At 65.2% G+C, this 21,392-nt stretch carries 20 protein-coding genes and 2 pseudogenes; 16 read left to right on the top strand and 6 right to left on the bottom strand.

Translation table 11 applies throughout. The features are described 5' to 3' along the window. Positions 1–31 precede the first annotated feature (31 nt). From ACWDTI_RS12540 to ACWDTI_RS12525, 4 genes are all read left to right on the top strand, one after another. Complete coding sequence (locus ACWDTI_RS12540; RefSeq protein WP_449738416.1) at positions 32–1,498, top strand: aldehyde dehydrogenase; 1,467 nt, start codon at positions 32–34, stop codon at positions 1,496–1,498. Between the two features lie 21 nt (positions 1,499–1,519). Then, a complete protein-coding gene (locus ACWDTI_RS12535) occupies positions 1,520–2,908 on the top strand; it encodes an MmgE/PrpD family protein (protein ID WP_449738415.1) in 1,389 nt (462 codons plus the stop codon). A gap of 151 nt (positions 2,909–3,059) precedes the next feature. Beyond that, positions 3,060–3,605 carry a helix-turn-helix domain-containing protein gene (locus ACWDTI_RS12530; protein WP_449738414.1) on the top strand — a complete coding sequence of 182 codons (546 nt, stop codon included), beginning with the start codon at positions 3,060–3,062 and terminating at the stop codon, positions 3,603–3,605. Between the two features lie 12 nt (positions 3,606–3,617). Next, on the top strand, positions 3,618–4,193 hold the full coding sequence (locus tag ACWDTI_RS12525) for a PIN domain-containing protein (protein ID WP_449738413.1): 576 nt from the start codon (positions 3,618–3,620) through the stop codon (positions 4,191–4,193). A 37-nt stretch (positions 4,194–4,230) separates the two neighbouring features. On the opposite strand, the gene ACWDTI_RS12520 is transcribed toward ACWDTI_RS12525, so the two are convergent. Next, on the bottom strand, positions 4,231–5,421 hold the full coding sequence (locus ACWDTI_RS12520) for a Fic family protein (RefSeq protein ID WP_449738412.1): 1,191 nt from the start codon (positions 5,419–5,421) through the stop codon (positions 4,231–4,233). Positions 5,422–5,594: 173 nt separating this feature from the next. On the opposite strand from ACWDTI_RS12520, the gene ACWDTI_RS12515 reads away from it, so the two are divergent. The 9 genes and pseudogenes from ACWDTI_RS12515 to ACWDTI_RS12475 all read left to right on the top strand — a co-directional run. Beyond that, on the top strand, positions 5,595–6,809 hold the full coding sequence (locus tag ACWDTI_RS12515; protein ID WP_449738411.1) for a CaiB/BaiF CoA transferase family protein: 1,215 nt from the start codon (positions 5,595–5,597) through the stop codon (positions 6,807–6,809). Between the two features lie 38 nt (positions 6,810–6,847). Beyond that, complete coding sequence (locus tag ACWDTI_RS12510) at positions 6,848–7,741, top strand: HpcH/HpaI aldolase/citrate lyase family protein (protein WP_449738410.1); 894 nt, start codon at positions 6,848–6,850, stop codon at positions 7,739–7,741. A 179-nt stretch (positions 7,742–7,920) separates the two neighbouring features. After that, a complete protein-coding gene (locus tag ACWDTI_RS12505; protein WP_006337185.1) occupies positions 7,921–8,394 on the top strand; it encodes a MaoC family dehydratase in 474 nt (157 codons plus the stop codon). A 36-nt stretch (positions 8,395–8,430) separates the two neighbouring features. After that, entirely contained in the window at positions 8,431–10,374 is a 1,944-nt protein-coding gene (locus ACWDTI_RS12500; protein WP_449738409.1) for an AMP-binding protein, read from the top strand. Positions 10,375–10,385: 11 nt separating this feature from the next. Then, positions 10,386–11,561 carry an acyl-CoA dehydrogenase family protein gene (locus ACWDTI_RS12495; RefSeq protein ID WP_449738408.1) on the top strand — a complete coding sequence of 392 codons (1,176 nt, stop codon included), beginning with the start codon at positions 10,386–10,388 and terminating at the stop codon, positions 11,559–11,561. Positions 11,562–11,637: 76 nt separating this feature from the next. After that, positions 11,638–12,774 (top strand): CaiB/BaiF CoA transferase family protein, encoded by a 1,137-nt coding sequence (locus tag ACWDTI_RS12490; protein WP_449738407.1) that lies wholly within the window; start codon positions 11,638–11,640, stop codon positions 12,772–12,774. Between the two features lie 25 nt (positions 12,775–12,799). Beyond that, positions 12,800–13,591 (top strand): enoyl-CoA hydratase/isomerase family protein, encoded by a 792-nt coding sequence (locus ACWDTI_RS12485; RefSeq protein ID WP_449738406.1) that lies wholly within the window; start codon positions 12,800–12,802, stop codon positions 13,589–13,591. Continuing rightward, positions 13,588–14,724, top strand: a complete 1,137-nt coding sequence (locus ACWDTI_RS12480) for a CaiB/BaiF CoA transferase family protein (protein WP_449738405.1) — start codon at positions 13,588–13,590, stop codon at positions 14,722–14,724. Before ACWDTI_RS12485 ends, ACWDTI_RS12480 begins: the two co-directional genes overlap by 4 nt. 4 nt (positions 14,725–14,728) lie before the next feature. Continuing rightward, positions 14,729–15,961: pseudogene (locus tag ACWDTI_RS12475) on the top strand (MFS transporter); the annotation flags it as partial. Positions 15,962–16,495: 534 nt separating this feature from the next. Here ACWDTI_RS12475 and ACWDTI_RS12470 read toward each other — a convergent pair. Genes ACWDTI_RS12470 through ACWDTI_RS12460 form a run of 3 tightly spaced genes read right to left on the bottom strand, consistent with a single transcriptional unit; the run spans position 16,496 to position 18,032 of the window. Then, a complete protein-coding gene (locus tag ACWDTI_RS12470; RefSeq protein WP_449738404.1) occupies positions 16,496–16,891 on the bottom strand; it encodes a type II toxin-antitoxin system VapC family toxin in 396 nt (131 codons plus the stop codon). Further along, positions 16,891–17,127, bottom strand: a complete 237-nt coding sequence (locus ACWDTI_RS12465) for a FitA-like ribbon-helix-helix domain-containing protein (RefSeq protein WP_449738403.1) — start codon at positions 17,125–17,127, stop codon at positions 16,891–16,893. The genes ACWDTI_RS12470 and ACWDTI_RS12465 overlap by 1 nt, the downstream gene beginning before the upstream one ends. 38 nt (positions 17,128–17,165) lie before the next feature. After that, positions 17,166–18,032, bottom strand: a complete 867-nt coding sequence (locus tag ACWDTI_RS12460; protein ID WP_449738402.1) for an alpha/beta fold hydrolase — start codon at positions 18,030–18,032, stop codon at positions 17,166–17,168. Between the two features lie 33 nt (positions 18,033–18,065). Between ACWDTI_RS12460 and ACWDTI_RS12455 the strand changes: the two are divergent. The 3 genes and pseudogenes from ACWDTI_RS12455 to ACWDTI_RS12445 all read left to right on the top strand — a co-directional run. Beyond that, positions 18,066–18,377: pseudogene (locus tag ACWDTI_RS12455) on the top strand (hypothetical protein); the annotation flags it as partial. A gap of 218 nt (positions 18,378–18,595) precedes the next feature. Continuing rightward, complete coding sequence (locus tag ACWDTI_RS12450) at positions 18,596–19,090, top strand: VOC family protein (protein WP_449738401.1); 495 nt, start codon at positions 18,596–18,598, stop codon at positions 19,088–19,090. A 121-nt stretch (positions 19,091–19,211) separates the two neighbouring features. After that, the gene (locus ACWDTI_RS12445; protein ID WP_449738400.1) at positions 19,212–19,616 is read left to right on the top strand and encodes a cupin domain-containing protein; all 405 of its coding nucleotides are present in this window, start codon (positions 19,212–19,214) and stop codon (positions 19,614–19,616) included. On the opposite strand, the gene ACWDTI_RS12440 is transcribed toward ACWDTI_RS12445, so the two are convergent. Next, positions 19,606–20,421, bottom strand: coding sequence for an SDR family NAD(P)-dependent oxidoreductase (locus tag ACWDTI_RS12440; protein WP_449738399.1), 816 nt, complete (start codon positions 20,419–20,421; stop codon positions 19,606–19,608). The two genes, ACWDTI_RS12445 and ACWDTI_RS12440, sit on opposite strands and share 11 nt — an antisense overlap. Next, complete coding sequence (locus tag ACWDTI_RS12435) at positions 20,418–21,356, bottom strand: alpha/beta hydrolase (protein ID WP_449738398.1); 939 nt, start codon at positions 21,354–21,356, stop codon at positions 20,418–20,420. The genes ACWDTI_RS12440 and ACWDTI_RS12435 overlap by 4 nt, the downstream gene beginning before the upstream one ends. Positions 21,357–21,392: the final 36 nt, after the last annotated feature.

Here is a 21,392-nt window from a genome sequence, read left to right as displayed (position 1 = left end):
CTGAAATATTCTGTGTGGCAAGGAGAACCTGATGGTGTGGCAAGGCAACTACGACAAGTTGTTCATCGGCGGTAAGTGGATCGATCCCGAATCCGCGGAGACGTTCGCGGTGATCTCACCGTCGACCGAGGAAGTCATTGCGCGGGTGCCGCAGGGCACGACCGCCGACATGGACAAGGCGGTTGCCGCGGCACGCGCGGCGTTCGACCAGGGGCCGTGGCCGCGGATGGCGCTCGACGAGCGAATCGCGGTGCTGCGCAAGCTCAGCGCGAAGCTCGAGGAGAAACAGGACGTCGCCGCCGAACTGGTCAGCGCCGAGATGGGTTGTCCCATCACGCTGTCGACCAAGATGCAGTCGATCGGTCCGCGGATGCTGCTCGACAGCTTCATCGAACTCGCACCGCAGTACCAATGGCGCGACATCCGGCAGTCGATCACCGGCAACGCGCTGGTCACGCGGGAACCGGTCGGGGTGGTCGCGGCCATCGTGCCGTGGAACGCGCCGCTGCTGATCACCATGATCAAGCTGGCGCCGGCGCTGCTCGCCGGCTGCACCATGATCATCAAGCCGACCCCGCAGACACCGCTGGACGCGTACTTCCTCGCCGACCTGCTCGCCGAGGTCGGTCTGCCCGACGGCGTCGTCAACGTGGTGCCCGCCGACCGTGACGTCAGCGAGTATCTCGTTCGTCATCGTGGTGTCGACAAGGTCTCCTTCACCGGTTCGACCGCCGCCGGCCGCCGCATAGGCGCGATCTGCGGCAAGGATCTACGACGGTTCACCCTGGAGTTGGGCGGCAAGTCGGCGGCGGTGCTGCTCGACGACGCCGACCTCGACCTGGCGATCCCGTCGATCCGGGCGCTGTCGCTGCGCAACACCGGTCAGGTGTGCAGCAACAAGACCCGCATCGTCGTCGCCGCCTCACGGCGAGACGAACTGCTCGACCGCCTCGTCGACATGATCGGTTCGATGCCGGTGGGCGATCCGTTCGACCCGGCCACCGAGATCGGTCCGGTCGCCAGTGCGGTGCAGCGTGATCGTGTCGAGGGCTATGTCAACGACGCCAAGGCCGCTGGGCTGAAACTCCTTGTCGGTGGCGGACGTCCGGATGGCCTGGACCGCGGCTTCTATGTGGAGCCGACGATCTTCGCCGACGTCGACCCCAACGCGAAGATCGCGCAGGAAGAGGTGTTCGGTCCGGTGCTGACCGTGCACACCTTCGGCGACGAGAACGAGGCGATCGACATCGCCAACAATTCCGAATACGGGCTCAACGGTTCGGTGTTCACCGCCGACCCCGAACACGCCCTCGCGTTTGCCCGCAACATCCGCACCGGCACAGTCGAATTGAACGGCAGCGGCGTCGGCTTCCATGCCCCGATCGGTGGCTTCAAGAACAGCGGTATCGGCCGCGAAGCCGGACTCGAGGGGTTCGACGCCTACGTCGAACTCAAGTCGTACGGACTGCCGGCCGATCTGCTTGCGAAGCTCACCTAGTCTTGTAGGAGAACACTTTTCATGACCTCCATCGAAGAAGCCGTCGCCCGGCTGGTCGTCGACCTCGACTACGACCAGCTCACTCCCGAGGCGCTCGAGGGCACCCGTCGCCTCATGCAGGATCAGCTCGGCCTGCAGGTCGGCTGCGCCACGCTGCCGTGGAGTCAGGCCGTCGCCGACCTGACTCGACGCACCCACGCGCCGGGTACTGCCCGGGTGGCGCTCTCCGGGGAGGCGATGAGCGCCGGCGACGCCGCATTCGTCAACGCCACCTTTGGCCACAGCTTCGAGTACGACGACGCGCACGCGGCCAGCCTGAGTCACCCTGGCAGCGCGGTCATCTCGGCCGCGCTGGCCGTCGGCGAAGAGATGGGCGCCACCATGCGGGAGGTGATCGAGGGCATCGTCGCCGGTTACGAGGTCTACACCCGCATCGGCACACTCGCCTCTCCGGATCTGCTGCGCCGCGGCTTCCATCCGCACGCGGTGCTCTCCCCGTTCGGCACCGCTGCGGTGGTGGCCAAGATGCGTGGCTTCGACCTGCCGACCACGTTGAACGCACTCGCGATCGCGTTCAGCCACTGCGCCGGCACCACCGAGTACACGTCGTCGGGTGGTTCGATCAAGCGTGTGCACTCGGGCATCGGTGCCCGCAACGGCATCCGCGCCGCGGAGATGGCCGAGGCCGGCATCACCGGGCCGGCCCGATTCCTGGCCGGTGCCAAGGGATTCTTCCAGACCTTTGTCGTGAAGGACCTCTCCGACGAAGACACCGAGTACTTTTCGCTGTTGAGGCCGTACGAGATCGCCGATCCGCTGTTCAAACCATACTGCTGCTGTGCGTTCAACCACGCCTTCATCGACGGCGCGCGTCAGCTCACCGATCGTGCCGCCGACATCGATCACGTCGACCTCGGCATCCGGGAGAGCGGCGATGTCGTCGTCGGCAACAGCAACGTCAATGCCTATGCGCCGCAACAGATCGAGCACCTGCAGTACAGCCTGCCGTTCCAGTTCGCGCTGTCGACGCTGGGTAAGGGCAATGGCTACGAGACCCACCGGCAGTACATGGCGGGCACCCTGGACCTCGGACCCGAGGGCGAGATCGCCCAGTTGGCACAGCGTTTGCGGATTCACGTGGATGCCGAGCTCGACAAGAAGTATCCGACCAAGATGGTCGCCGACATCACCGCGACCTTCACCGACGGCTCCACCGAGCACATCTTTGTCGAGGACTCCGTCGGATCGGCACCCAACCCGATGTCGCAGGAGGATTCGGACGCCAAGTTCCGTGATCTCACGACGACCAACCTCGGGGCGGAGCAGACCGAGGCGCTGCTGGCGGCGATCAAGAACACCGATCCGTCGGTGAAGGCGGCGGATCTGGTGGGGTTGTTGGTGGCTGACTAGACTCAAGGGTCACATTTTCGCCTTTGCGACTCGAGGTCCCGGAGTCATTGCAAGCGCTCATTCGACAGATGGATGCACTCGTGCAATGCTTATTCGAACGTTTCGAAAGTCAGATCGGAACGTTTGAATACATTGCTGGAGGAGAGCCATCGTGAGCACTACGGAGGCTGCGTTCGACTTGCAGTCGCGCACAGTCGTGCCCGAGGAAAACCCTGACGATCTTGCTCCGGTCCTGAGTTTCCTGAAGGCGCATGAACAGCGCTCAGGAAGCATTGCCCGGCCCGGATACGCGCTGGTGGGCGTCGACGAACACGAGCGCATCGAGTTGCCCCCTGCGGTGCATGAGGTGCTCGTGCAAGTAGTCGGCGCGTTGCGGGCCGGTAAGGCAGTCACAATTCGGCCGCAGAGCATGGTGTTGACCACACAGCAAGCGGCCGATCTGCTCGGCGTCAGCCGCCCTACCGTGGTGCGGCTGATCACCAACGGAGACCTCCCGGCCGACCGGGTGGGGAATCGGCACAAGCTGTTGCTCGACGATGTGCTGAGCTATCGCGAGGCTCGACGTCAGCGGCAGTACGAGGCTATCGCCGACACGGCTGTCGACATCGATGCAGATGATTCGCCTGAGACTGTTCGTGCGGCACTGAAGCGTGCCCGGAAAACGGTTGGTGCTCGTCGGCGTGGCGAGGTTGGTTGACACAATCAGGCGGTGTTCGCTGCCGTTCTTGATACCTGTGTGCTCTGGCCGAGTACGCAGCGCGACTTCTTGCTGTCGTTGGCCGTAGACACACTGTACCGGCCGCTGTGGTCTGAGGTGATTCTCGACGAGCTCGAGTATCACGAGGCGGAGAAACTGGTTGACCGGGGGCTGACGTCCACGGAGGCCGACGCACGCGCAGCTGGTTTGCGAGCGGCGATGGAGTTGGCGTTCGACGATGCATGCGTCACCGGGTGGGAGGCCCTCGAGGGATCGTTTGGGTTGCCCGACCGTGACGATGAACATGTTGTGGCGGCCACGGCTTTCGGAGGTGCCGGTGCAATCGTTACTGACAATATCTCCGATTTCCCTCTGGACAAGGTGCCGAGCGCGATTCAGGTTGTCAGACCGGCGCAGTTCGCGGCCGACACCGTCGCGGTTTCTCCGGATCGGGCGCTGAATGCGCTGCGGCAGATGCAGAAGCGGCGCCGCGATCCGCCACAGTCGGTTGAGGATCTCCTCGCGATCCTGGCTCGGCGGTATGGAATGGCTGAGGCTGTGGAGTACTTGGCGTCGGCCATGGGATAAGTCGATTGCGGATGTGGCGATAGTGGGGACGGACGCATCACTTGCCGCGTTCGGTGACGGCCACGAGCGCAAGATGACGGTCCGCCGTCCAGCAGATCAGTCGGCCTCGCTGATCCTTTGTGCGCCCGAGTATCCCGGCATTCGCGAGTTCGGTGAGCGCACGGTGCGCGGCTTGAGGTGATGCGGACAAACGCGCGCTGACAGATTCGGCGGTGAGTATCGGATCAGAGGCGAGTGTGTCGAGAATGCGCAGCAGGACGGCATCGCGTCGTGGCGTCGCCGGATTGACGCCGCGTCCCCGCCGGTACGCAACCAGCTGGTCATAGATCTCGCGGTCGAGCTCAGCGATATCGTCGGCGAGTTGCACCGCAGTGCCCGCAGCCTTCTCGACGGCACGGGCGAATCCGATCACCCAGTCGTCGAGCGCCGGCGGGTCGGCGCGATATGCGGTGAGTCCGGCGATGTAGGCGTCCGTGTTGCCGGCGAAGACGGTGCTAATCGGGATGAGGACGTTTCGCAATGCGTCGGCTCGGTGGAGGATCGTATGGATGAGCGCGCGCCCGGTGCGGCCATTGCCGTCGACAAATGGATGGATCGTTTCGAATTGTGCGTGGGCGATCGCTGCCCTCTCCACGGGGTTTCCTTGTGTGTCCGTGACGAAGCGCGCCAGATCATCCACCAGACGTAGCACCTCGGTCTCCGGTGGCGGTACGAATGCCGCTCGTAACGGTGACCAGCCAGGCCCGCCGACCCAGTTCTGCTCCCGCCGGAGTCCTCGGTTGAGTCGCGGCTCGATGATGTGTTGGAGATCCACGATGTCGTCGGTCGTGATCGTCCGCGCCGACTCGGCCAACTCCGCGACCGCCTTTTCTGTCGCCTGCACGTTCGCGACGACATCGAGCGCCTGCTGCGGCCCCTGGTGCAGGAGTTCGGCGATCGCCAGGCGCTTCGGCGTGACGCGGTTTCCCTCGATCCACGACGACGAGATCGACTCGGAACGAACCAACAAATGGTTGAGGTAGCCGCCGCGTGAACCGATCCGTTCATCAGCACGGGCGAGCACGGTCAGCGCGTCCTCCGCCGCACTCTGTGCCTGAGTGCCAACGATCGGCAGTGCGTCGCCCAATTCGTCTGGCACGTATGCGCGATACCGTCCCGGAGATCGGTCCTTGCGGCTCAGGCCACCTGCATCCTCAGCGCGCCACAGACGCTCGACGTAAACGCCCACCGTCACCTCCTTCCGCATACTATTTCTACTTTAGATGAACTAACCAAGAAATAGATCGCCGACCGACTCGGCTGCCGGCAGCATCGGCGTCAGCCCCGCACGGCGCGATGATGAGCCGACCGAAATGTTCGAGCAACACCCTTGCCAATCGATTATGGATAATATATTCTTTGGTGACCGAGGTCATACAGACACAGGAGTTGAACATGCAGCACAAGCCACTGGACGGGATTCGCATCCTCGAGATCGGTGGATACATCGCGCTCCCGTTCGGCACCTCCATGCTCTGCTCGCTGGGAGCCGAGGTCGTCAAGATAGAGAAGCCCGAGGTGGGCGAGGACTTCCGGCGGCTGCAGAACGACCAGAGCCCGTACTTCCGGCAGTACAACGCCGGCAAGCGCAGCCTCGCCGTCGACCTGAAGAAGCCCGAGGGTGTCGCGCTGGTCAAGGCGCTGATCCCGCATTTCGACGTCGTCCTGGAGAATCTGCGCCCCGGCAAGGCCGACGCACTCGGCCTCGGCCTGGAGGACTGCCGGGCACTGCGCTCCGACGTCGTCTACGGCTCGGTCACCGGCTTCGGCGAGGGCGGCCCACTGGCCAACCGTCCCGCCTACGACACCATCGGCCACGCCTTCGGCGGCCTGTACTCGATCTTCGGCGACGCCGGCCATCCGCAACTCGCCGGCGGCCTGTCCGCCGACCTGGTGACCGGACTCTCGACCGCCACCGGCGTGCTCGCCGCGCTCGTCGGCCGGCTGAAGACCGGCGAGAGCCAGCACGTGCAGACCTCCATCATGGAGGCGGTCAGCACGCTCACCACCGACTCGATCACCCAGGCCTTCGAACTCGGCAAGGACCCCGACCGGCAGAGCCGGCACCCGCAGGCGCAGAACTTCTGCGTGGAGACCTCCACCGGTGAGTTCATCGCCGTGCACCTGTCGTCGTCGCAGAAGTTCTGGCACGCCCTGTGCGCCGCGATGGAGCGCCCCGATCTGACCGAAGACCCGCGATTCGCCATCTACCGGCCCCGTGAGGCCAACTATTTCGAGCTCGTCAAGATCGTCGAAGCCGAGTTCGCCACCCGCTCGTACGCCGAGTGGGAAAAGCGCCTCACCGAACACGACGTGCCGTTCGCCCCGGTCCTCACCGTCAGCGGCTACATCGAGAGCGAGCAGGTGAAGTGGCTCGAGCTCGCCGACATCCAGCCCGACGGCCTTGCCCTGATGCGACCGCCGTGGCGGTTCGACGGCGAACGGCCCGAACGCAATCCGCGGGCACCCCGGGTCGGCGCCGACACCCGCGACGTCGCCCGTGAGGTGTACTCCGAGGAGACCATCGACCAGCTCGTCGCGTCGGGTGTGCTCGACGACGACAGCTCGCAATCCTGAATCGCTTCAATAACTTCCGAGTAAGTCAAGGAGAAATCGTGAATCCCTACCGTTCCATGTTGTTCGTCCCCGGCCACAAGCCCAGCTGGGCCGACAAGGGCATCGCATCGGGTGCCGACGCGGTCATCCTCGACCTCGAGGACTCGGTGCCCGTCGCCGACAAGGACGAAGCCCGGGTCACCGTGGCGGCTACCCTCGACCGCCTGCACAACGACGGCATCCGCGCCGACGTGTGGGTGCGTCCGAACAGCAAGAGCAGTGGCATCCAGGCCCAGGACCTCGAGACCGTGGTCCGCCCCGGACTGGCAGGGCTGTTCCTGCCCAAGGTTTTCGACGCCGAGGAGATCGTCCGGATCGACGCCGTCGTCACCCATCTGGAAGAGGTACGCGGCCTCGAGCCGGGCACCGTCGGACTGATCGTCAGCTACGAGACCGCCGTGTCGATGGCGCACTGCGAGGAGATCGCCGCCGCCAGCCCGCGCGTCTCCAGCCTGCTCGGCGCCACCGGCCCCAGCGCCGACGTCGGCCGCGAACTCGGCTTCGAGTTCACCCCCGGCGGTCTCGAAACCCTGTACCTGCGTAGCCGACTCGTCCTGGCCGCGCGTGCCGCCGGCCTGCACCACCCGGTCGCCGGTGTCTGGCAGGACATCAAAGACCTCGACGGCATGCGGAAGTTCTGCCTGGACAACCGGCAGCTCGGCTACCGCGGCATGGTGTGCATCCACCCCTCGCACATCGCCATCTCCAACGAGGTCTTCACCCCCGAACCTGAGCTGGTCGACCGCTACCGCCGGATGATCGACGCCTTCCGTGAGGCCGAGGCCAAGGGCAGTGCCGCAGTCGATTTCGAGGGGCAGCACATCGACATCGCGCACGTGAAGACCGCCGAGGGTGTCATCGCTCTCGCCGATGCCGTGGGCGCCAACGCCTGAGGCGGCGGTCTCGATGCGCCTCCTCGCTAGCGCTCGTCGGCTTACTCGACCAGCGGAGAAAGATCCTCCGCCGCGAGAGTCGCCCCTTCCGCTGGTCGAGTAAGGGAGGAGCTCGCGACGACCGCATCGAGACCACCTCCAACGCAACGAAGATCCAACCCCCGAAAGGAACAACTATCATGCCCGGTCTGTATTTCGAAGAGTTCGAACCCGGTCAGGTCATCGAGCACGAGGTGCGCCGCACCGTCACCGAGACCGACAACGTGCTGTTCTCGACCATGACGCTCAACATGGCACCGCTGCACCTGGATGCCGAGTACTCGAAGAACTCCATCCACGGTCAGCGCCTGATGAACAGCCTGTTCGTGCACGGCCTGGTCTGCGGCATCTCGATGCACGAGACCACCTACGGAACCACGTTGGGTAACTTGGGTTTCCAGGAGACCAAGTTCCCCAAGCCGGTATTCCACGGCGACACCATCCGCGTGCGCACCGAGATCATCGCGGTCCGCGAATCCAAGAGCCGCGACGACTCCGGCATCGTCACCTTCCGCCACCAGGGCATCAACCAGCGCGACGAGGTCGTCTGCGACACCACCCGCGTCGGCTTGATGATCAAGAAATCCAGCCTGGCGCAGGCACAGCCGGCCTGACCGGCCCCCGACCGCAACGAGTGGAGTGATTCCGACATGGCAGACACCCAGGTGTTATCCACCGACATCGCCTGGACCCCAGACGAATCGGTCAAGCAACGCAGCCGACTGCTGGCCGCACTGCGCAAGTGGGGCTTCGCCGACGACCGCGCGGGATTCGACGAGCTGAACCGGAAGGCGATCGCCGACCCGGAATGGTTCTGGCGTGCTGCCGCAGCGGATCTCGGCGTTGAGTTCACCACCGACTTCTCCGCGGCACTCGACGAGTCCGCCGGCAAGGAGTTCCCGCAGTGGTTCGTCGGCGGCGAGATCAACGTCGCCACGCTCTGCGCGCACCGGCATGCCACCGGCGAGTATGCGGACAAGACCGCGGTGGTCTACGAGGGCGACAGCGGACAGCGTCGCACCCTGACCTTCGCCGAACTCGACACGCAGGTCCGGCGTTTCGCCGCCAACCTGGCCGGACTCGGTGTCGCACAGGGTGACCGGGTGGCATTGTTCATGCCGGTCGTGCCCGAGGCCGTGGTCGCGTTCCTCGCGATCGCCCAGCTCGGCGCGGTCGCGGTGCCGACGTTCAGCGGCTACGCCGCCGATGCCCTGGCCACCCGGCTGCAGGACTCCGAAGCGATCGCGGTGATCACCGCCGACGGCACCACCCGCCGCGGCAAGCAGATCGACATGAAATCCACCGCCGATGCGGCCGTGGCCGATTCACCGTCGGTGCGTTCGGTCGTCGTCATCCGTCACCTCGGAGTCGACGTCCCGATGCAGTCCGGCCGGGACGTCTACTACGACGAGCTGCCGGCCACCCCGGCACCGGTCGAGACGGTAGCGACCGATGCCAACGATCCGCTGTGCATCGTCTACACCTCCGGCACCACCGGACGCCCCAAGGGGATCGTCCACTCCCACGGCGGTTTCGCACTCAAGACGGCCATCGACTTCGCCTACGGCTTCGACGTGCACGACGACGACGTGGTCTGCTGGATCACCGACCTCGGCTGGCTCGTCGGCCCGATGCTGATGACCGGCCCGCTGCAACTCGGTGCGACGATCGTGATGATCGAGGGTCTGCCGACCTATCCGTCGCCGACCCGCATGTGGGATGTGGTCAATCGCAATGGGGTCACCGTGCAGGGCATCGCCCCCACCGCGGCCCGCGCCCTGCGGGCGGCCGGTGACGAGGCCATCGTCGACGTCCCGACGCTGAAATCCTTTGTCTCGACCGGCGAAGCGTGGGACGACCCCACCTGGTGGTGGCTGTTCGACGACTTCGGCAGCAAGCGCCGCGCGATCATCAACTACAGCGGCGGCACCGAAGTCGGTGGCGGCCTCCTGGTCGGCTACCCCTGCTTCCCGGCCGCGGCCGCAGCCTTCAACGGGCCGCTGCCCGGCATCGACACCGCCGTGCTCGACGACAACGGCACGGCGATCGTCGGCGAGATCGGCGAACTGGCCGTCCGCAACACGTTCCCCGGTATGACACACAGCTTCTGGGGTGACCACGACCGCTACCTGGCCACCTATTGGCAACGGTTCGACGGGGTGTGGATTCACGGCGACCTCGCCAGCGTGGACGCCAACGGTATGTGGCGCATCCACGGACGCTCCGACGACACGCTCAAGCTGTCCGGCCGGCGCGTCGGCCCCGCCGAGATCGAAACCGCGGTCCTGCGTGACCCGCGGGTCGCCGAAGTGGCCGTCATCGGGGTGCCCGACGAGATGCGCGGACAACGTGCCGTCGCGTTCGTCGTCCTCAAGAGTGATGCCGACCACGCCGACCTGGAGTCCACCGCAACCGCCAACGCGGGCAAATCTTTTGCCCCGGCCGTGGTGGTTGTGCCGACCCTGCCGAAGACCAAGAACGGCAAGATCATGCGCCGTGCGATCCGCGCCCGCTATCTCGGACAGTCGGCCGGCGACATGTCGTCGCTCGATCCGGCAACACCGCTCGAAGACATTCCGACCCAAACGAATTGAGGAGAGACACCATGACCACCACCGACGACCGCGTCGACGCACCCGAACTGGACCTGATCCGCAGCACCACACGCGAACTGGCCCGCAAGTTCGACTACGACTACTGGCTCGACTGCGACAAGAACCACAAGTACCCGTGGGACTTCGTGAAGGCTTTCGCCGACGGCGGCTGGCTCGGCGCGATGATCCCCGAGGAGTACGGCGGCATCGGACTTGGCCTGCAGGAGGCCGCTGTCATGATGGGTGAGATCTCCGCCTCGGGCGGCGGCATGAGTGGTGGCTCGGCCATCCACTTCTACGTCTTCCCGCCGGCCCCGATCGTGCGCTACGGGTCGGAGGAGATGAAGAAGAAGTACCTCCCCAAGCTGGCCTCGGGTGAGATGCTGACCGCGTTCGGCATCACCGAACCGACTGCCGGCGTGGACACCTCGCGCATCAAGACCAAGGCCACCAAGGTCGACGGCGGCTGGGTCATCAACGGACAGAAGGTGTTCATCACCAACGCGCAGAACGCCCACCGCATCCTGCTGCTGGCGCGTACGTCCCCGCGCGACGACGCCAAGCCGTTGAGCGGCATGACCATCTTCTTCGCCGAGATGGACCGCGAGCACGTCACCGTCCGCGAGATCGACAAGCTCGGCCGCGCCGCGATCGACACCAACGAACTGTTCATCGACAACCTCTTCGTCGCCGACGAGGATGTGGTCGGCGAGGTCGGCAAGGGCTTCTACTACATCATCGACGGCCTCAACCCGGAGCGCATCGTCGTCGCCATGGAGGGCGTCGGCCTCGGCCGCGCCGCCCTGGAGATCGGCACCGAGTACGCCAAGAACCGCGTCGTGTTCGACCGCCCGATCGGCCAGAACCAGGCTGTCGCACATCCGTTGGCCGACTCGTGGATTCGTCTCGAGGCCGCCGAACAGATGGCCATGCACGCGGCGAAGCTGTTCGACGAGAACAAGGACTGCGGTCACGAGGCCGCCGCGGCGAAGTATCTGGGTGCCGAGGCCGGGTTCGAGGCCTGCGACCGCGCATTCTCCACCCTCGGCGGCTACGCCTACGCCAAGGAGTATCACATCGAGCGCTTGTGGCGTGAGGTCCGACTGCTGCGCAACGCCCCGTTCTCGCAGGAGATGGTGCGCAACTACATCTCTCAGCAGGTCCTCGGCCTGCCGCGTTCGTACTGATTCACCCATCAGCCTGCCCGGCGCCCTTCTGCCCCCAGGGGGCGCCGGGCATCTTTCACCCCCCAGGAGACATATCATGACCGGACCGCTGCACGGAGTGCGTGTGCTCGTCCTCGCCGGCATGGGCCCGGTTCCCTACGTGTCGATGCTGTTGGCCGACATGGGTGCCCACGTGGTGCGCGTCATGCGGCCGCCGCACCGCAGCGCACGGGCGCTGAGCCAGACCGATGCGTTGCGTGACGACGCCGATCCGGTCAACCGGCACGTCGAGTCGATCGCCGTTGACCTCAAGGACCCAGCCGGCGTCCAACAGGTCATCGACCTGGCCGCGGCGGCGGACGTCTTCATCGAAGGCTACCGGCCCGGAGTGGTGGAACGTCTCGGCTTGGGCCCGGAGGTACTGCGCGAGCATAACTCTCGGCTCATCTACGTGCGGATGACCGGCTACGGTCAGACCGGCCCGCTGGCTCACGACGCCGGGCACGACATCAACTATGTGGCGCAGACCGGTGCGCTGCACGCGATGGCGCGCCACGGCGAGGCACCGCGCCCGCCGATCAACCTGCTCGGCGACTACGCCGGTGGCGGCATGACCGCAGCCTTCGGAATCGCCTGTGCGCTGGTCGAAGCCAAGACCTCCGGGCAGGGCCAGGTGATCGACGCCGCCATGATCGATGGGGTCGCACTCTTGACCGCCAAACTGCAGGGCCTGCGGGCCGCGGGTCTGTACTCCGACGATCCCGGCACCAACTTCCTGGACTCCGGTGCCCCCTTCTACGACACCTATCGGTGCGCGGACGGCGGCTACATCGCGGTCGGCGCTCTCGAGCCGGACTTCTACCGCGAGTTCATCTCCCGGCTCGGCGTCGACACGTCGGACTGGCCGGCGCAGAACGACCGCGACGGTTGGAACCGATTGCGTGAACTGATCGCCGACGCCGTCAAGCAACGCCCCCGCGACGAGTGGGCGGGCATCTACGCGGGCACCGACTCCTGTGTCACGCCGGTGCTGACCTTCGATGAGGCGGCCGTGTCGCCGCACAACCTGGCGCGCAACATGTATGGCACTGTGGACGGCGTGCTGAACTCGGCGCCGGCCCCCCGGCTGAGCAGGACCCCGGCCCGTGAACCGGCTCGTCCGCCGACAGGTCTCCGGTCTGCCGACGACGTCGCCGCCGACTGGGGACATGCGGACGTCCCGGTGGCCTACTGACCCTCCTACTCGGTAAGGAAACTCGATGAAGAGTTATGACGAGTTCACCACCCTGCAGATCGACCGTCCCTCCGACGGCGTGCTGCGGATCGTGCTGGATGCCCCCAATCTCAATGCGGTCGGCCCGCAGATGCATACCGACCTCACCGACGTGTGGCAGGCGATCGCCAAGGATGACAACACCCGGGTCGTGGTGATCCGTGGTGCGGGGGAGAAGGCGTTTTCCGCGGGCGGCTCATTCGACCTCGTCGAAGAGATGGTCGGCGACTTCGGTTCGCGCAGCCGCGTGATGCGGGAGGCACGAGACCTGGTGCGCAACATCATCGAATGCCCGCAACCGATCATCTCCGCCATCAACGGTCCCGCCGCCGGCGCCGGACTGGTCTGCGCCGTCCTCGCCGACATCTCGGTGGCCGGGCGCAGGGCTAAGATCGTCGACGGCCACGTGCGTCTCGGCGTCGCCGCCGGCGATCATGCCGCCATCGTCTGGCCGATGATGATGAGCATGGCCAAGGCCAAATATCACCTGCTGTGCAACGAGATCCTCACCGGCGAGGAGGCCGAACGCATCGGCATGGTCTCACTCTGCGTCGACGACGATCAGGTGCAGGACAAGGCGATGGAGATCGCCGAGAAGCTCGCCAAGGGCGCGCGCAGCTCCATCCAGTTCACCAAACACTCACTGAACAACTGGTATCGGCAGTCGATGCCACTCTTCGACGCCTCCTGGGGACTCGAGTTCTACGGGTTCGGCGGGCCCGAAGTGGTCGAAGGTGTGGCCTCACATCGGGAGAAGCGGGAGCCGAATTTCCCATGAGTACACGACCTTTGGATGGAATCACCGTCGTCGGCCTGGAACAGGCGATCTCCGCGCCGCTGTGTACCAGGCACCTCGCCGACCTCGGTGCCCGGGTGATCAAGGTGGAGAATCCCGGATTCGGGGACTCCACACGGCATTACGACACCGTCGTCGGCGGCATGTCGGCGCACTTCGTGTGGCTCAACCACGGCAAGGAATCGGTCACCCTCGACCTCAAGGCCGATGCCGACCTCGGGGTGCTCAACCGCATCCTGGAGACCGCCGACGTCATCGTGTCCAACCTCGCACCCGGCGCGCTGGGTCGCCTCGGACTCGGTACTGATGCACTGGCGCAACGATTCCCGCGTCTGATCATCGTCGACATCTCCGGCTACGGCACCGGCGGCCCGTTGGATCACAAGCGTGCCTACGATCTGCTGATCCAATCCGAGGGCGGCTCCTGCGCCATCACCGGAACCCCGGGTCATCCCGCCAAGCCCGGTATCCCCGCCGCCGACATCGGTACTGCGCTCTACGCGTATTCGTCGATCCTCGCCGCACTGTACGACCGCGAAAAGACCGGGCGCGGCACCGTCATCCCGATCGCCATGCTCGACACCGTCGCCGAGATGATGGGCTTCGCGCTCAACGGCTACCTCCACGGCGGCACCGAACCCGAACCGGTCGGTATGGGCTCACCGATGATCGCGCCGTATGGCGCCTACCCGACCGCCGACGATCAGACGGCAGTGCTCGGCACCACCAACGACCGTGAATGGTCAAGGCTCGCAACCATGATCGGCCGCCCCGAACTCGCCGACGACCCGCGCTACGCGCACAACGACGACCGGGTCCGCGAACGTGCCGCTCTCGATGCCGTGGTCGGAGAGTGGTGTGCGCAAAGGAATCTCGCCGACATCCAGAAGCTCGCCGATGAGGCGGGCATCGGAAACGCCCGCTTGAACAATGTCGCCGATCTGGCGCAGCACCCGCAGCTCGCCGAACGCGGTCGCTGGCGCGACATCGGCACCCCATCAGGTCCGGTTCCGGCGCTGAAACACCCTGCTCTGGCACGGGATTGGGAAGTTCGGTCGGGGTCGGTGCCCGCGTTGGGGGAGCACACCGACGCGGTCCGGGCCGAGTTTGGCTGACGTAATGTCAGAACCCACCACAGCCAAGAAGCCGAGCCCGTTCAGCCAACCGAGAGCGGTGTGGGCTGTCGCGTTCGCGTGCGTCATCTCGTTCATGGGCATCGGGTTGGTCGACCCGATCCTGCCCGCCCTCGCCGACGGGCTGAAGGCCTCGCCCAGCGATGTGTCGTTGCTGTTCACCAGCTATCTCGTCGTGACGGCGGTGGCGATGCTGGCGGTCAACTGGGTGTCGAGCCGAATCGGGTCCAAGCAGACACTGGTTCTCGGGTTGGCGCTGATCGTGATCTTCGCCGGCGGCGCGGGATTGATGAACTCGATCGCCGGCGTGATCGGGTTCCGCGCCGGCTGGGGTTTGGGCAACGCACTGTTCATCGCGACCAGCCTGGCGGTCATCGTGGCATCGGCCAAGGGTGGGTTCTCCGGCGCGATCATCCTGTACGAGGCCGCCCTCGGCGTCGGCATCGCCGTCGGGCCTTTGCTCGGTGGCTTCCTGGGATCGATCAGCTGGCGTGGACCATTCTTCGGCGTGTCGGTCCTGATGCTGATCGCGATGATCGCGACGCTGCTTTTCGTCCCGCAGACACCGAAACCGGTCGAGAAAACCCCGTTGTCGGCGCCGATCAAGGCGCTTCGGCACCGCGGCCTCCTCATCATGGGAATCGTTGCACTGCTGTACAACTGGGGATTCTTCACGATGATGGGTTACGCCCCGTACCCGATGAAGCTCACGGCGACCCAACTCGGCCTGGTATTCGGCGGGTGGGGATTGTTCGTCGCGGCCTTCGCGGTCTACTTCGCGCCACGGCTGCAGCGGATGTTCGGAACGGCCCGAGTTCTGGTCGTCAATCTGCTCGGACTCGCGATCGTGATGCTGGCAATCGCGATCGGTATCGACGAGCCCACCGTGGTCATCGTCGCCGTCATCATCAGCGGCGCGTTCATCGGCATCAACAACACCCTGACCACACAGGCCGTCATGATGGTCTCGCCGGTCGACCGCTCGGTGGCGTCGTCGTCGTACGGCTTCCTACGGTTCATCGGCGGCGGAATCGCGCCGTTCGTGGCAGGCAAGCTCGCAGCCGCGACGACCGAGAGCATGGCGTTCGTCCTCGGTGCCGTCGCGTTCGCGATTGCTATCCCGGTGCTCGCGATGGGCTGGCAGTACCTCGAGCGCGCCGAACACCGCGAGGAAGTGCCGGAGCCGGTGAGCGCAACCGTCGAGAAGACCACGGTGGAGAAGGTGGCCGGTTCGCTGCCCGAGGGTGTCCGGCCGATGCTGGTGGCGATCGGTGCGAACGAATCGCGGCACTGGATCGTCGACAAGGCAGCGCAACTCGCCCGGCTGGAGAGCATTCCGCTGGAGATAGTGCACGTCCGGGAGACCCGGATCGTCGGCGATCAGGCGATCGCGCCGGAGACGACCACGAGTGCGCACGCATTGGTCGCCGAGCAACTCGACCGAATCTCTGCGACAACGGATTTGGCGGCACGCGGCCTGGTGCTCTACAGCGTCGGCGACCAAGAGGAATTGGGACGCGTGCTGGCCAAACACATCGATCGTGTGGACGCCCGCGCGATCGCCATCCGACGCAGTGCGGCCGGCGTCGCGATCGTGCGTGGGATGCTGGATCAGCCGGGCGCGGCCTCGTACAACATCGTTTTGCTCGATGAGGGGCTTGCCGAGTTGCCGTTGGTGTGAGAGTGGTGGCGCGTTCCGCAGTGCTACGTACCCTTTGTGACCTTCCCGGTCGCTTCGCGTCGGATGTGAAACTCATTGCGGCAGTAGCACAATCGAAACTCCAACGTCTGTCGACCGGGACAGTCGCGCATCAGAGGTGATGAGGTCAGCATCAAAGAATCTGGCGGTGGCGACATAGAACGCATCAGAGATACGCAGTGACATTCTCAGATCCCATGCTGCGCTGGATATTGGAACACTCTCGGCACGTCGGATCGGAGCTGTCCACACCGCCTTGACCGCGCGCTCGGCCTCCGCGGAACTGATCTGCGATGTCCGCTGGAGTCGCCAGATCGCCGACAACGCTTCCATGTCCAGGATTGTCGGGGCCCAGAGCTCGTAGCCCGACATTGATCGAAGGGCGGCCGCCTGCCGTGCGGACGGCAGTACAGCGTCGACCAGTGCGCTTGCGTCGACGACTCGTCTCATCAATCGCCGGCATCATATTCGTCGCGTACCGCGTCCAGGGCGCCCACGACGTCGATACCGCGTCCCGGCCCTTCGCTGCGGATCGTCGCGGCCCATTCGTCGAACAATGGACGACTCATGTCGTCGCGCAGGAGCTTGGTGACGTACTCAGACATAGACATATGCAGCTTGGCGGAGCGCTCGCTGAGCTGAGCGTGGAGATCGTCCGGCAGGTTGCGGATCTGTAGAGTGCTCACTTCATGATACTAGCATGATCTATGCATGAAAGACCTGCTCAGAGCTCGTGCCGCTCCAGGAACGATTCGATCGCCGAGGCGAACACCTGGTTGTCGTCGCCGGCGACCATGTGGCCGGCGGCGCTGACGTCGGCGACCTCCGCGTGCGGCACCAACTTTCGCATGCTCGCGATACCGGCGTCGCTGACCACGTCTGACTTGCCGCCGCGCACGATCAACGTCGGCACCGCGACCTGTCGGGCCGCGGCAGTCAAGCGTTCAGGGTCGGTGTGGCGGCGGGGTTCGTCGTCGTCGGAGCGGATGAAGTCCGGGTCCCAATGCCAATACCAGCGGCCGTCGACGTGTTGTCGGACGTTTTTGCGTAGGCCGTCGAGGTTTCGGGTTCGTTTGCGTTCCGGGTTGTAAGCGGCCACTGCGTCGGCGACCTCGTCAAGTGTGGCGAAACCGTCGACGTGATCGGTCATGAACTTCTTGATGCGGTCGATACCGGCGGGCTCCACATCGACAACCACATCCACCAACACGAGTGCCGTCCCGATGCCGGGATGTTCGCCGACGGCGCACAGGCTGGTGATGCCGCCGAGTGAGGCGCCCACCAGAATCGGAGGTGCGTCGAGCGTCTTGACGAACCCCAGCAGATCGCCGACGAAGGCGCCGATCGCGTAGTCCTTGTCCGGCGCCCAGTCGCTGTCGCCGTGTCCACGCAGGTCGAGGCTGTACACCTCGTACCCGCGCTCGGCCAGGGCGACCGCACTGCGATCCCACGAGTGCCGGGTCTGCCCGCCGCCGTGCAGCAGCACGATGGGCGAAACATGGTCCGGGGAGCAGTCGCCGACCCATCGATCCCCACAGATCGTGATCCCGTTGACCTCGAAGGAAATATTTTGTGCACTAACGTCGACCATTTGTCGATGATAGGTGTCCCAACGTGGGACGGCTTCACCGCGATGGATCCCAACGACCTGCTCACCCAGTCGTGGGCGTGGCAACGCGGCGACGTGGCCCGCCACACCGGCGGCGACCTGGCCGCCGCACTCGGCCGGATCACCGCCAAGACGTTCGTCATGCCCATCGACGAGGATCAACTGTTCCCGGTTCGGGATTGCGCACCCGAGCAGGAGCTGATCAAGAACAGCGAACTGCGGGTCGTCGAGGACGTCCTCGGTCACCTCGGGCTGTTCGGTGTCGCGCCGACCTACATGGAGCAGATCGATCGGCATCTGGGTGAGTTGCTGGCGATCGAGGTGTGAGAGTCGGTGCCCAACCGCTGGTCGATCTCGATACGGTCGTCGCAAGCTCCTCCCTACTCGATCAGCGGGTATAAGCGGTCGCGTCCATGTTGCTGTCTCGTTTCTCACTCATCGAGAGACTCCGTTCATTCCCTTGTTCTGCACTATGCACAATGTAGCGTGTGATGCAGATCGCAGCCGGAGATGATTCCTCAGCTGCGCGACACAAAGGACAACTGGTGCAGATACGGGTTCGCTCGCCACGAATCATTGTGCGGGACATCGATACTTCCATCGCCTACTACACCGAGGTGCTCGGCTTCACCCTCAGTCGCCGCATGTGCTTCGACAACCCGGACACCCGCGAGGCGGTGCTCCTCGACGACACCGGCTCGACCTCTGTCGTCCTGATGCAGATCGACGGCGGTCCGACGTTCGCCGGTCAGCCGGCGTGGGGGCCGATGATCCTGCTCGTCGACGATGCGGACAAGGCGGCCGCGGAGATCATCGCGAAGGGCCATGAGGTGGCCTTCGGCCCGGTCAGTGTCGGCAACGGTGCCGCAAAGGTTGTCATGGCGGTCGATCCCGACGGGTATCTCATCGAGATCGCCTGGATGAACCCCGAGCGCAGCATGGCTGGTCTCGGGGCCGGCGCCGTCGACGCTGACGGCAAACCCGCGGAGGTGTTCGTGCAGCGACCGCCCGGAGCCCACGCTCACCGCACGATGCGATAACCCGATCCCCACCGAGCAGCAGGAGAAACCCGGTATGTTGACCAATCGTCGTGTCGTCACAGGGCATAACGCCGAGGGTAAGTCGAATATCCTGTTCGACAGTGCAATTGACACCCTTCCCATGGCCTACCCGCCCGTCTCTCTGATCTGGGCCACCGACGGCCTGGTGGCAGACAACGAAACCACCGAGGAGACATGCTCGACACCGCCGAGTGTCGAGTTCTTCAACGAACACCGCGCCAAGTTCTTCTTGATGGAGATGAAGCCCGGCGACGTCTACGACTGGCACCAGACGAACACGATCGACTTCGGGGTCGTCATCAGTGGCACCCTGGTCCTCACCCTCGAAGACGGCGAAGTCGTGCTCGGCCCAGGGGATCTCATGGTCGACCGCGGGGGACGCCACAAGTGGGGAGTCGTCGGTGACGGACCCGCCGTGCTCGCCGCGGTCATCCTGCCCGCCGCCCCCATCCCCGGCGTGTCCGATGTCCAGAACACGCCGGACGTGGGATCGGCTACCCGCTGAGCGTCGTGGCGGTGATCGGCGCGGTCTGGTCCCACGCGTCCATCCGCTGCCGGTAGTGGCGCTGCACGTCGTCGAGACCGTGACCGACATACAGACGCAGCGGTGCGTCGGGTTTGTCCGCGATCTCCTCGATGGCCGCGGCGGCGGCGTCGAGGTTGCCGGGTGTCCAATCATAGAGATCCGGCAACAGCGCGGACGCGGCGTCGTAGTCGGCGATCGGATTCTCCGGGCCGACGGCTGACCCGCCCAATCCGGTTTGGAACACACCAGGTTCGACGATGGTCACCTGGACTCCGAGATGAGCGAGATCTCGCGACAAAGCCTCGCTGAGACCCTCGACCGCGAACTTCGACGCGACGTACGCGTCGAGTCGGGGCACCCCGATCAGGCCGCCACCCGACGAGAAGTTGATGATGTGCCCACGGCGGGCGCTGCGCATCTGCGGGAGGACGGCCTTGATCACCGACGCCAGTCCGACGACGTTGGTCTCGAGCTGCGCACGGAGTTGATCGAGCCCGAGTTCCTCCAGCGTGCCCTGCACGACGTAGCCGGCGACGTTGAGCAGCACGGTGATCGGACCGAGATCGCGCTCGATCCGGGTGACCGTTGCGGCCACCGCGTCGTCGTCGGTGATGTCGAGTGGGTAGACGGTGACGTTGTCCATGTCGCCGAAGCGGGCCGGGGCCTTTGCCGGGGTGCGCATCGTCGCGGCCACCGTCCGGCCGGCGCCGGCGAAGGCGTCGACGAGCGCGGCACCGAATCCCGACGATGCGCCGGTGATGAGGACGGTCCCAGGCGGGTTCACAGGTGCTTACCGAAGAACTCGACGGCCTTGGTGATGGCCTGTTTGGTCGGTTCCGGCTGGTCGTAGAGTTCGTAGTGGGAAACGTCGGGCAGCACCAACAGTTCCTTGTCCTTCGACGCGGCTCGCCCATAGATCTCCTGACCGTCGCGGTAGGCGCCGAATCCGCCTGGCTTGTCACCGATCACGACGAGGATGGGCTGGGTCAGCAACTGTTCGGCGTGGCTGAAGGCGTCCCAGCTCATGGCGGCGGGCCTCCGCGAGAAGGCGGCGCTGGTGGCTCCGCCGGGCTGCTGCCCGCGTGGCGTCTTGTAGTAGTCGGTGGCCTCGAGGACGTCGATGTCGTTGATCCCGTTGGCTTTTGCGGTATCGACGGATTTCGGGAGGAGATCGTCGATGCGTGCCTGCTCGCCGCGGGCCTCGGCGGTCCGTTGCCGGCTCATCGCCTCCATGGCGCCGATCGGGTCGTAACCGCTGAACGACTCGCGGGACAACCGCCCGAAGTTGACACCGGTGATGCTGGTGACGGCCTTGATTCGACGGTCGGTCGTGGTCGCGCTGATCGAGTAGCCGCCTCCGCCGCAGACGCCGAGCACGCCGATCCGTTCGTCGTCGACGAACGGCAGCGTGACGAGATGATCGATGGCCACGCGGATGTCCTCGACACGCTGGGTCGGGTCCTCGACCAGGCGGGGCTCGCCGCCGCTCTGTCCCTGGTAACTGGCGTCGAAGGCCAAGACGACATAGCCGTTCTCGGCGAGGGCCTGTCCGTAGATGTTGCCGGAGGTCTGCTCCTTGCAGCTGCCGATCGGGTGGACGCTCACGATGGCCGGGTACGATCCGGAGCTGTCGAAACCGTCCGGCAGGTAGAGGTCACCGGCGATGTCCCACGCCATACCGGGCGAGCGAAAGTTCTTGTGTTCGATGGTTACTGTCATGTCTTCAGGCAACCACTCACCGGCTGTCCGAACCAG

Source organism: Gordonia sp. NPDC003424 (genome assembly GCF_053588655.1).
Note: the sequence above shows the minus strand (reverse complement) of the source record. Positions and strands in the feature narration are given on the sequence as shown.

What these genes read in the sequence shown, in the direction of transcription:
- ACWDTI_RS12540 (WP_449738416.1), top strand. Translation starts at nt 32, where the DNA reads ATGGTGTGGCAAGGCAACTACGACAAGTTGTTCATCGGCGGTAAGTGG.
- ACWDTI_RS12535 (WP_449738415.1), top strand. Translation starts at nt 1,520, where the DNA reads ATGACCTCCATCGAAGAAGCCGTCGCCCGGCTGGTCGTCGACCTCGAC.
- ACWDTI_RS12505 (WP_006337185.1), top strand. Translation starts at nt 7,921, where the DNA reads ATGCCCGGTCTGTATTTCGAAGAGTTCGAACCCGGTCAGGTCATCGAG.
- ACWDTI_RS12500 (WP_449738409.1), top strand. Translation starts at nt 8,431, where the DNA reads ATGGCAGACACCCAGGTGTTATCCACCGACATCGCCTGGACCCCAGAC.
- ACWDTI_RS12495 (WP_449738408.1), top strand. Translation starts at nt 10,386, where the DNA reads ATGACCACCACCGACGACCGCGTCGACGCACCCGAACTGGACCTGATC.
- ACWDTI_RS12490 (WP_449738407.1), top strand. Translation starts at nt 11,638, where the DNA reads ATGACCGGACCGCTGCACGGAGTGCGTGTGCTCGTCCTCGCCGGCATG.
- ACWDTI_RS12485 (WP_449738406.1), top strand. Translation starts at nt 12,800, where the DNA reads ATGAAGAGTTATGACGAGTTCACCACCCTGCAGATCGACCGTCCCTCC.
- ACWDTI_RS12480 (WP_449738405.1), top strand. Translation starts at nt 13,588, where the DNA reads ATGAGTACACGACCTTTGGATGGAATCACCGTCGTCGGCCTGGAACAG.
- ACWDTI_RS12470 (WP_449738404.1), bottom strand. Translation starts at nt 16,891, where the DNA reads ATGAGACGAGTCGTCGACGCAAGCGCACTGGTCGACGCTGTACTGCCG.
- ACWDTI_RS12460 (WP_449738402.1), bottom strand. Translation starts at nt 18,032, where the DNA reads ATGGTCGACGTTAGTGCACAAAATATTTCCTTCGAGGTCAACGGGATC.
- ACWDTI_RS12445 (WP_449738400.1), top strand. Translation starts at nt 19,212, where the DNA reads ATGGCCTACCCGCCCGTCTCTCTGATCTGGGCCACCGACGGCCTGGTG.
- ACWDTI_RS12435 (WP_449738398.1), bottom strand. Translation starts at nt 21,356, where the DNA reads ATGACAGTAACCATCGAACACAAGAACTTTCGCTCGCCCGGTATGGCG.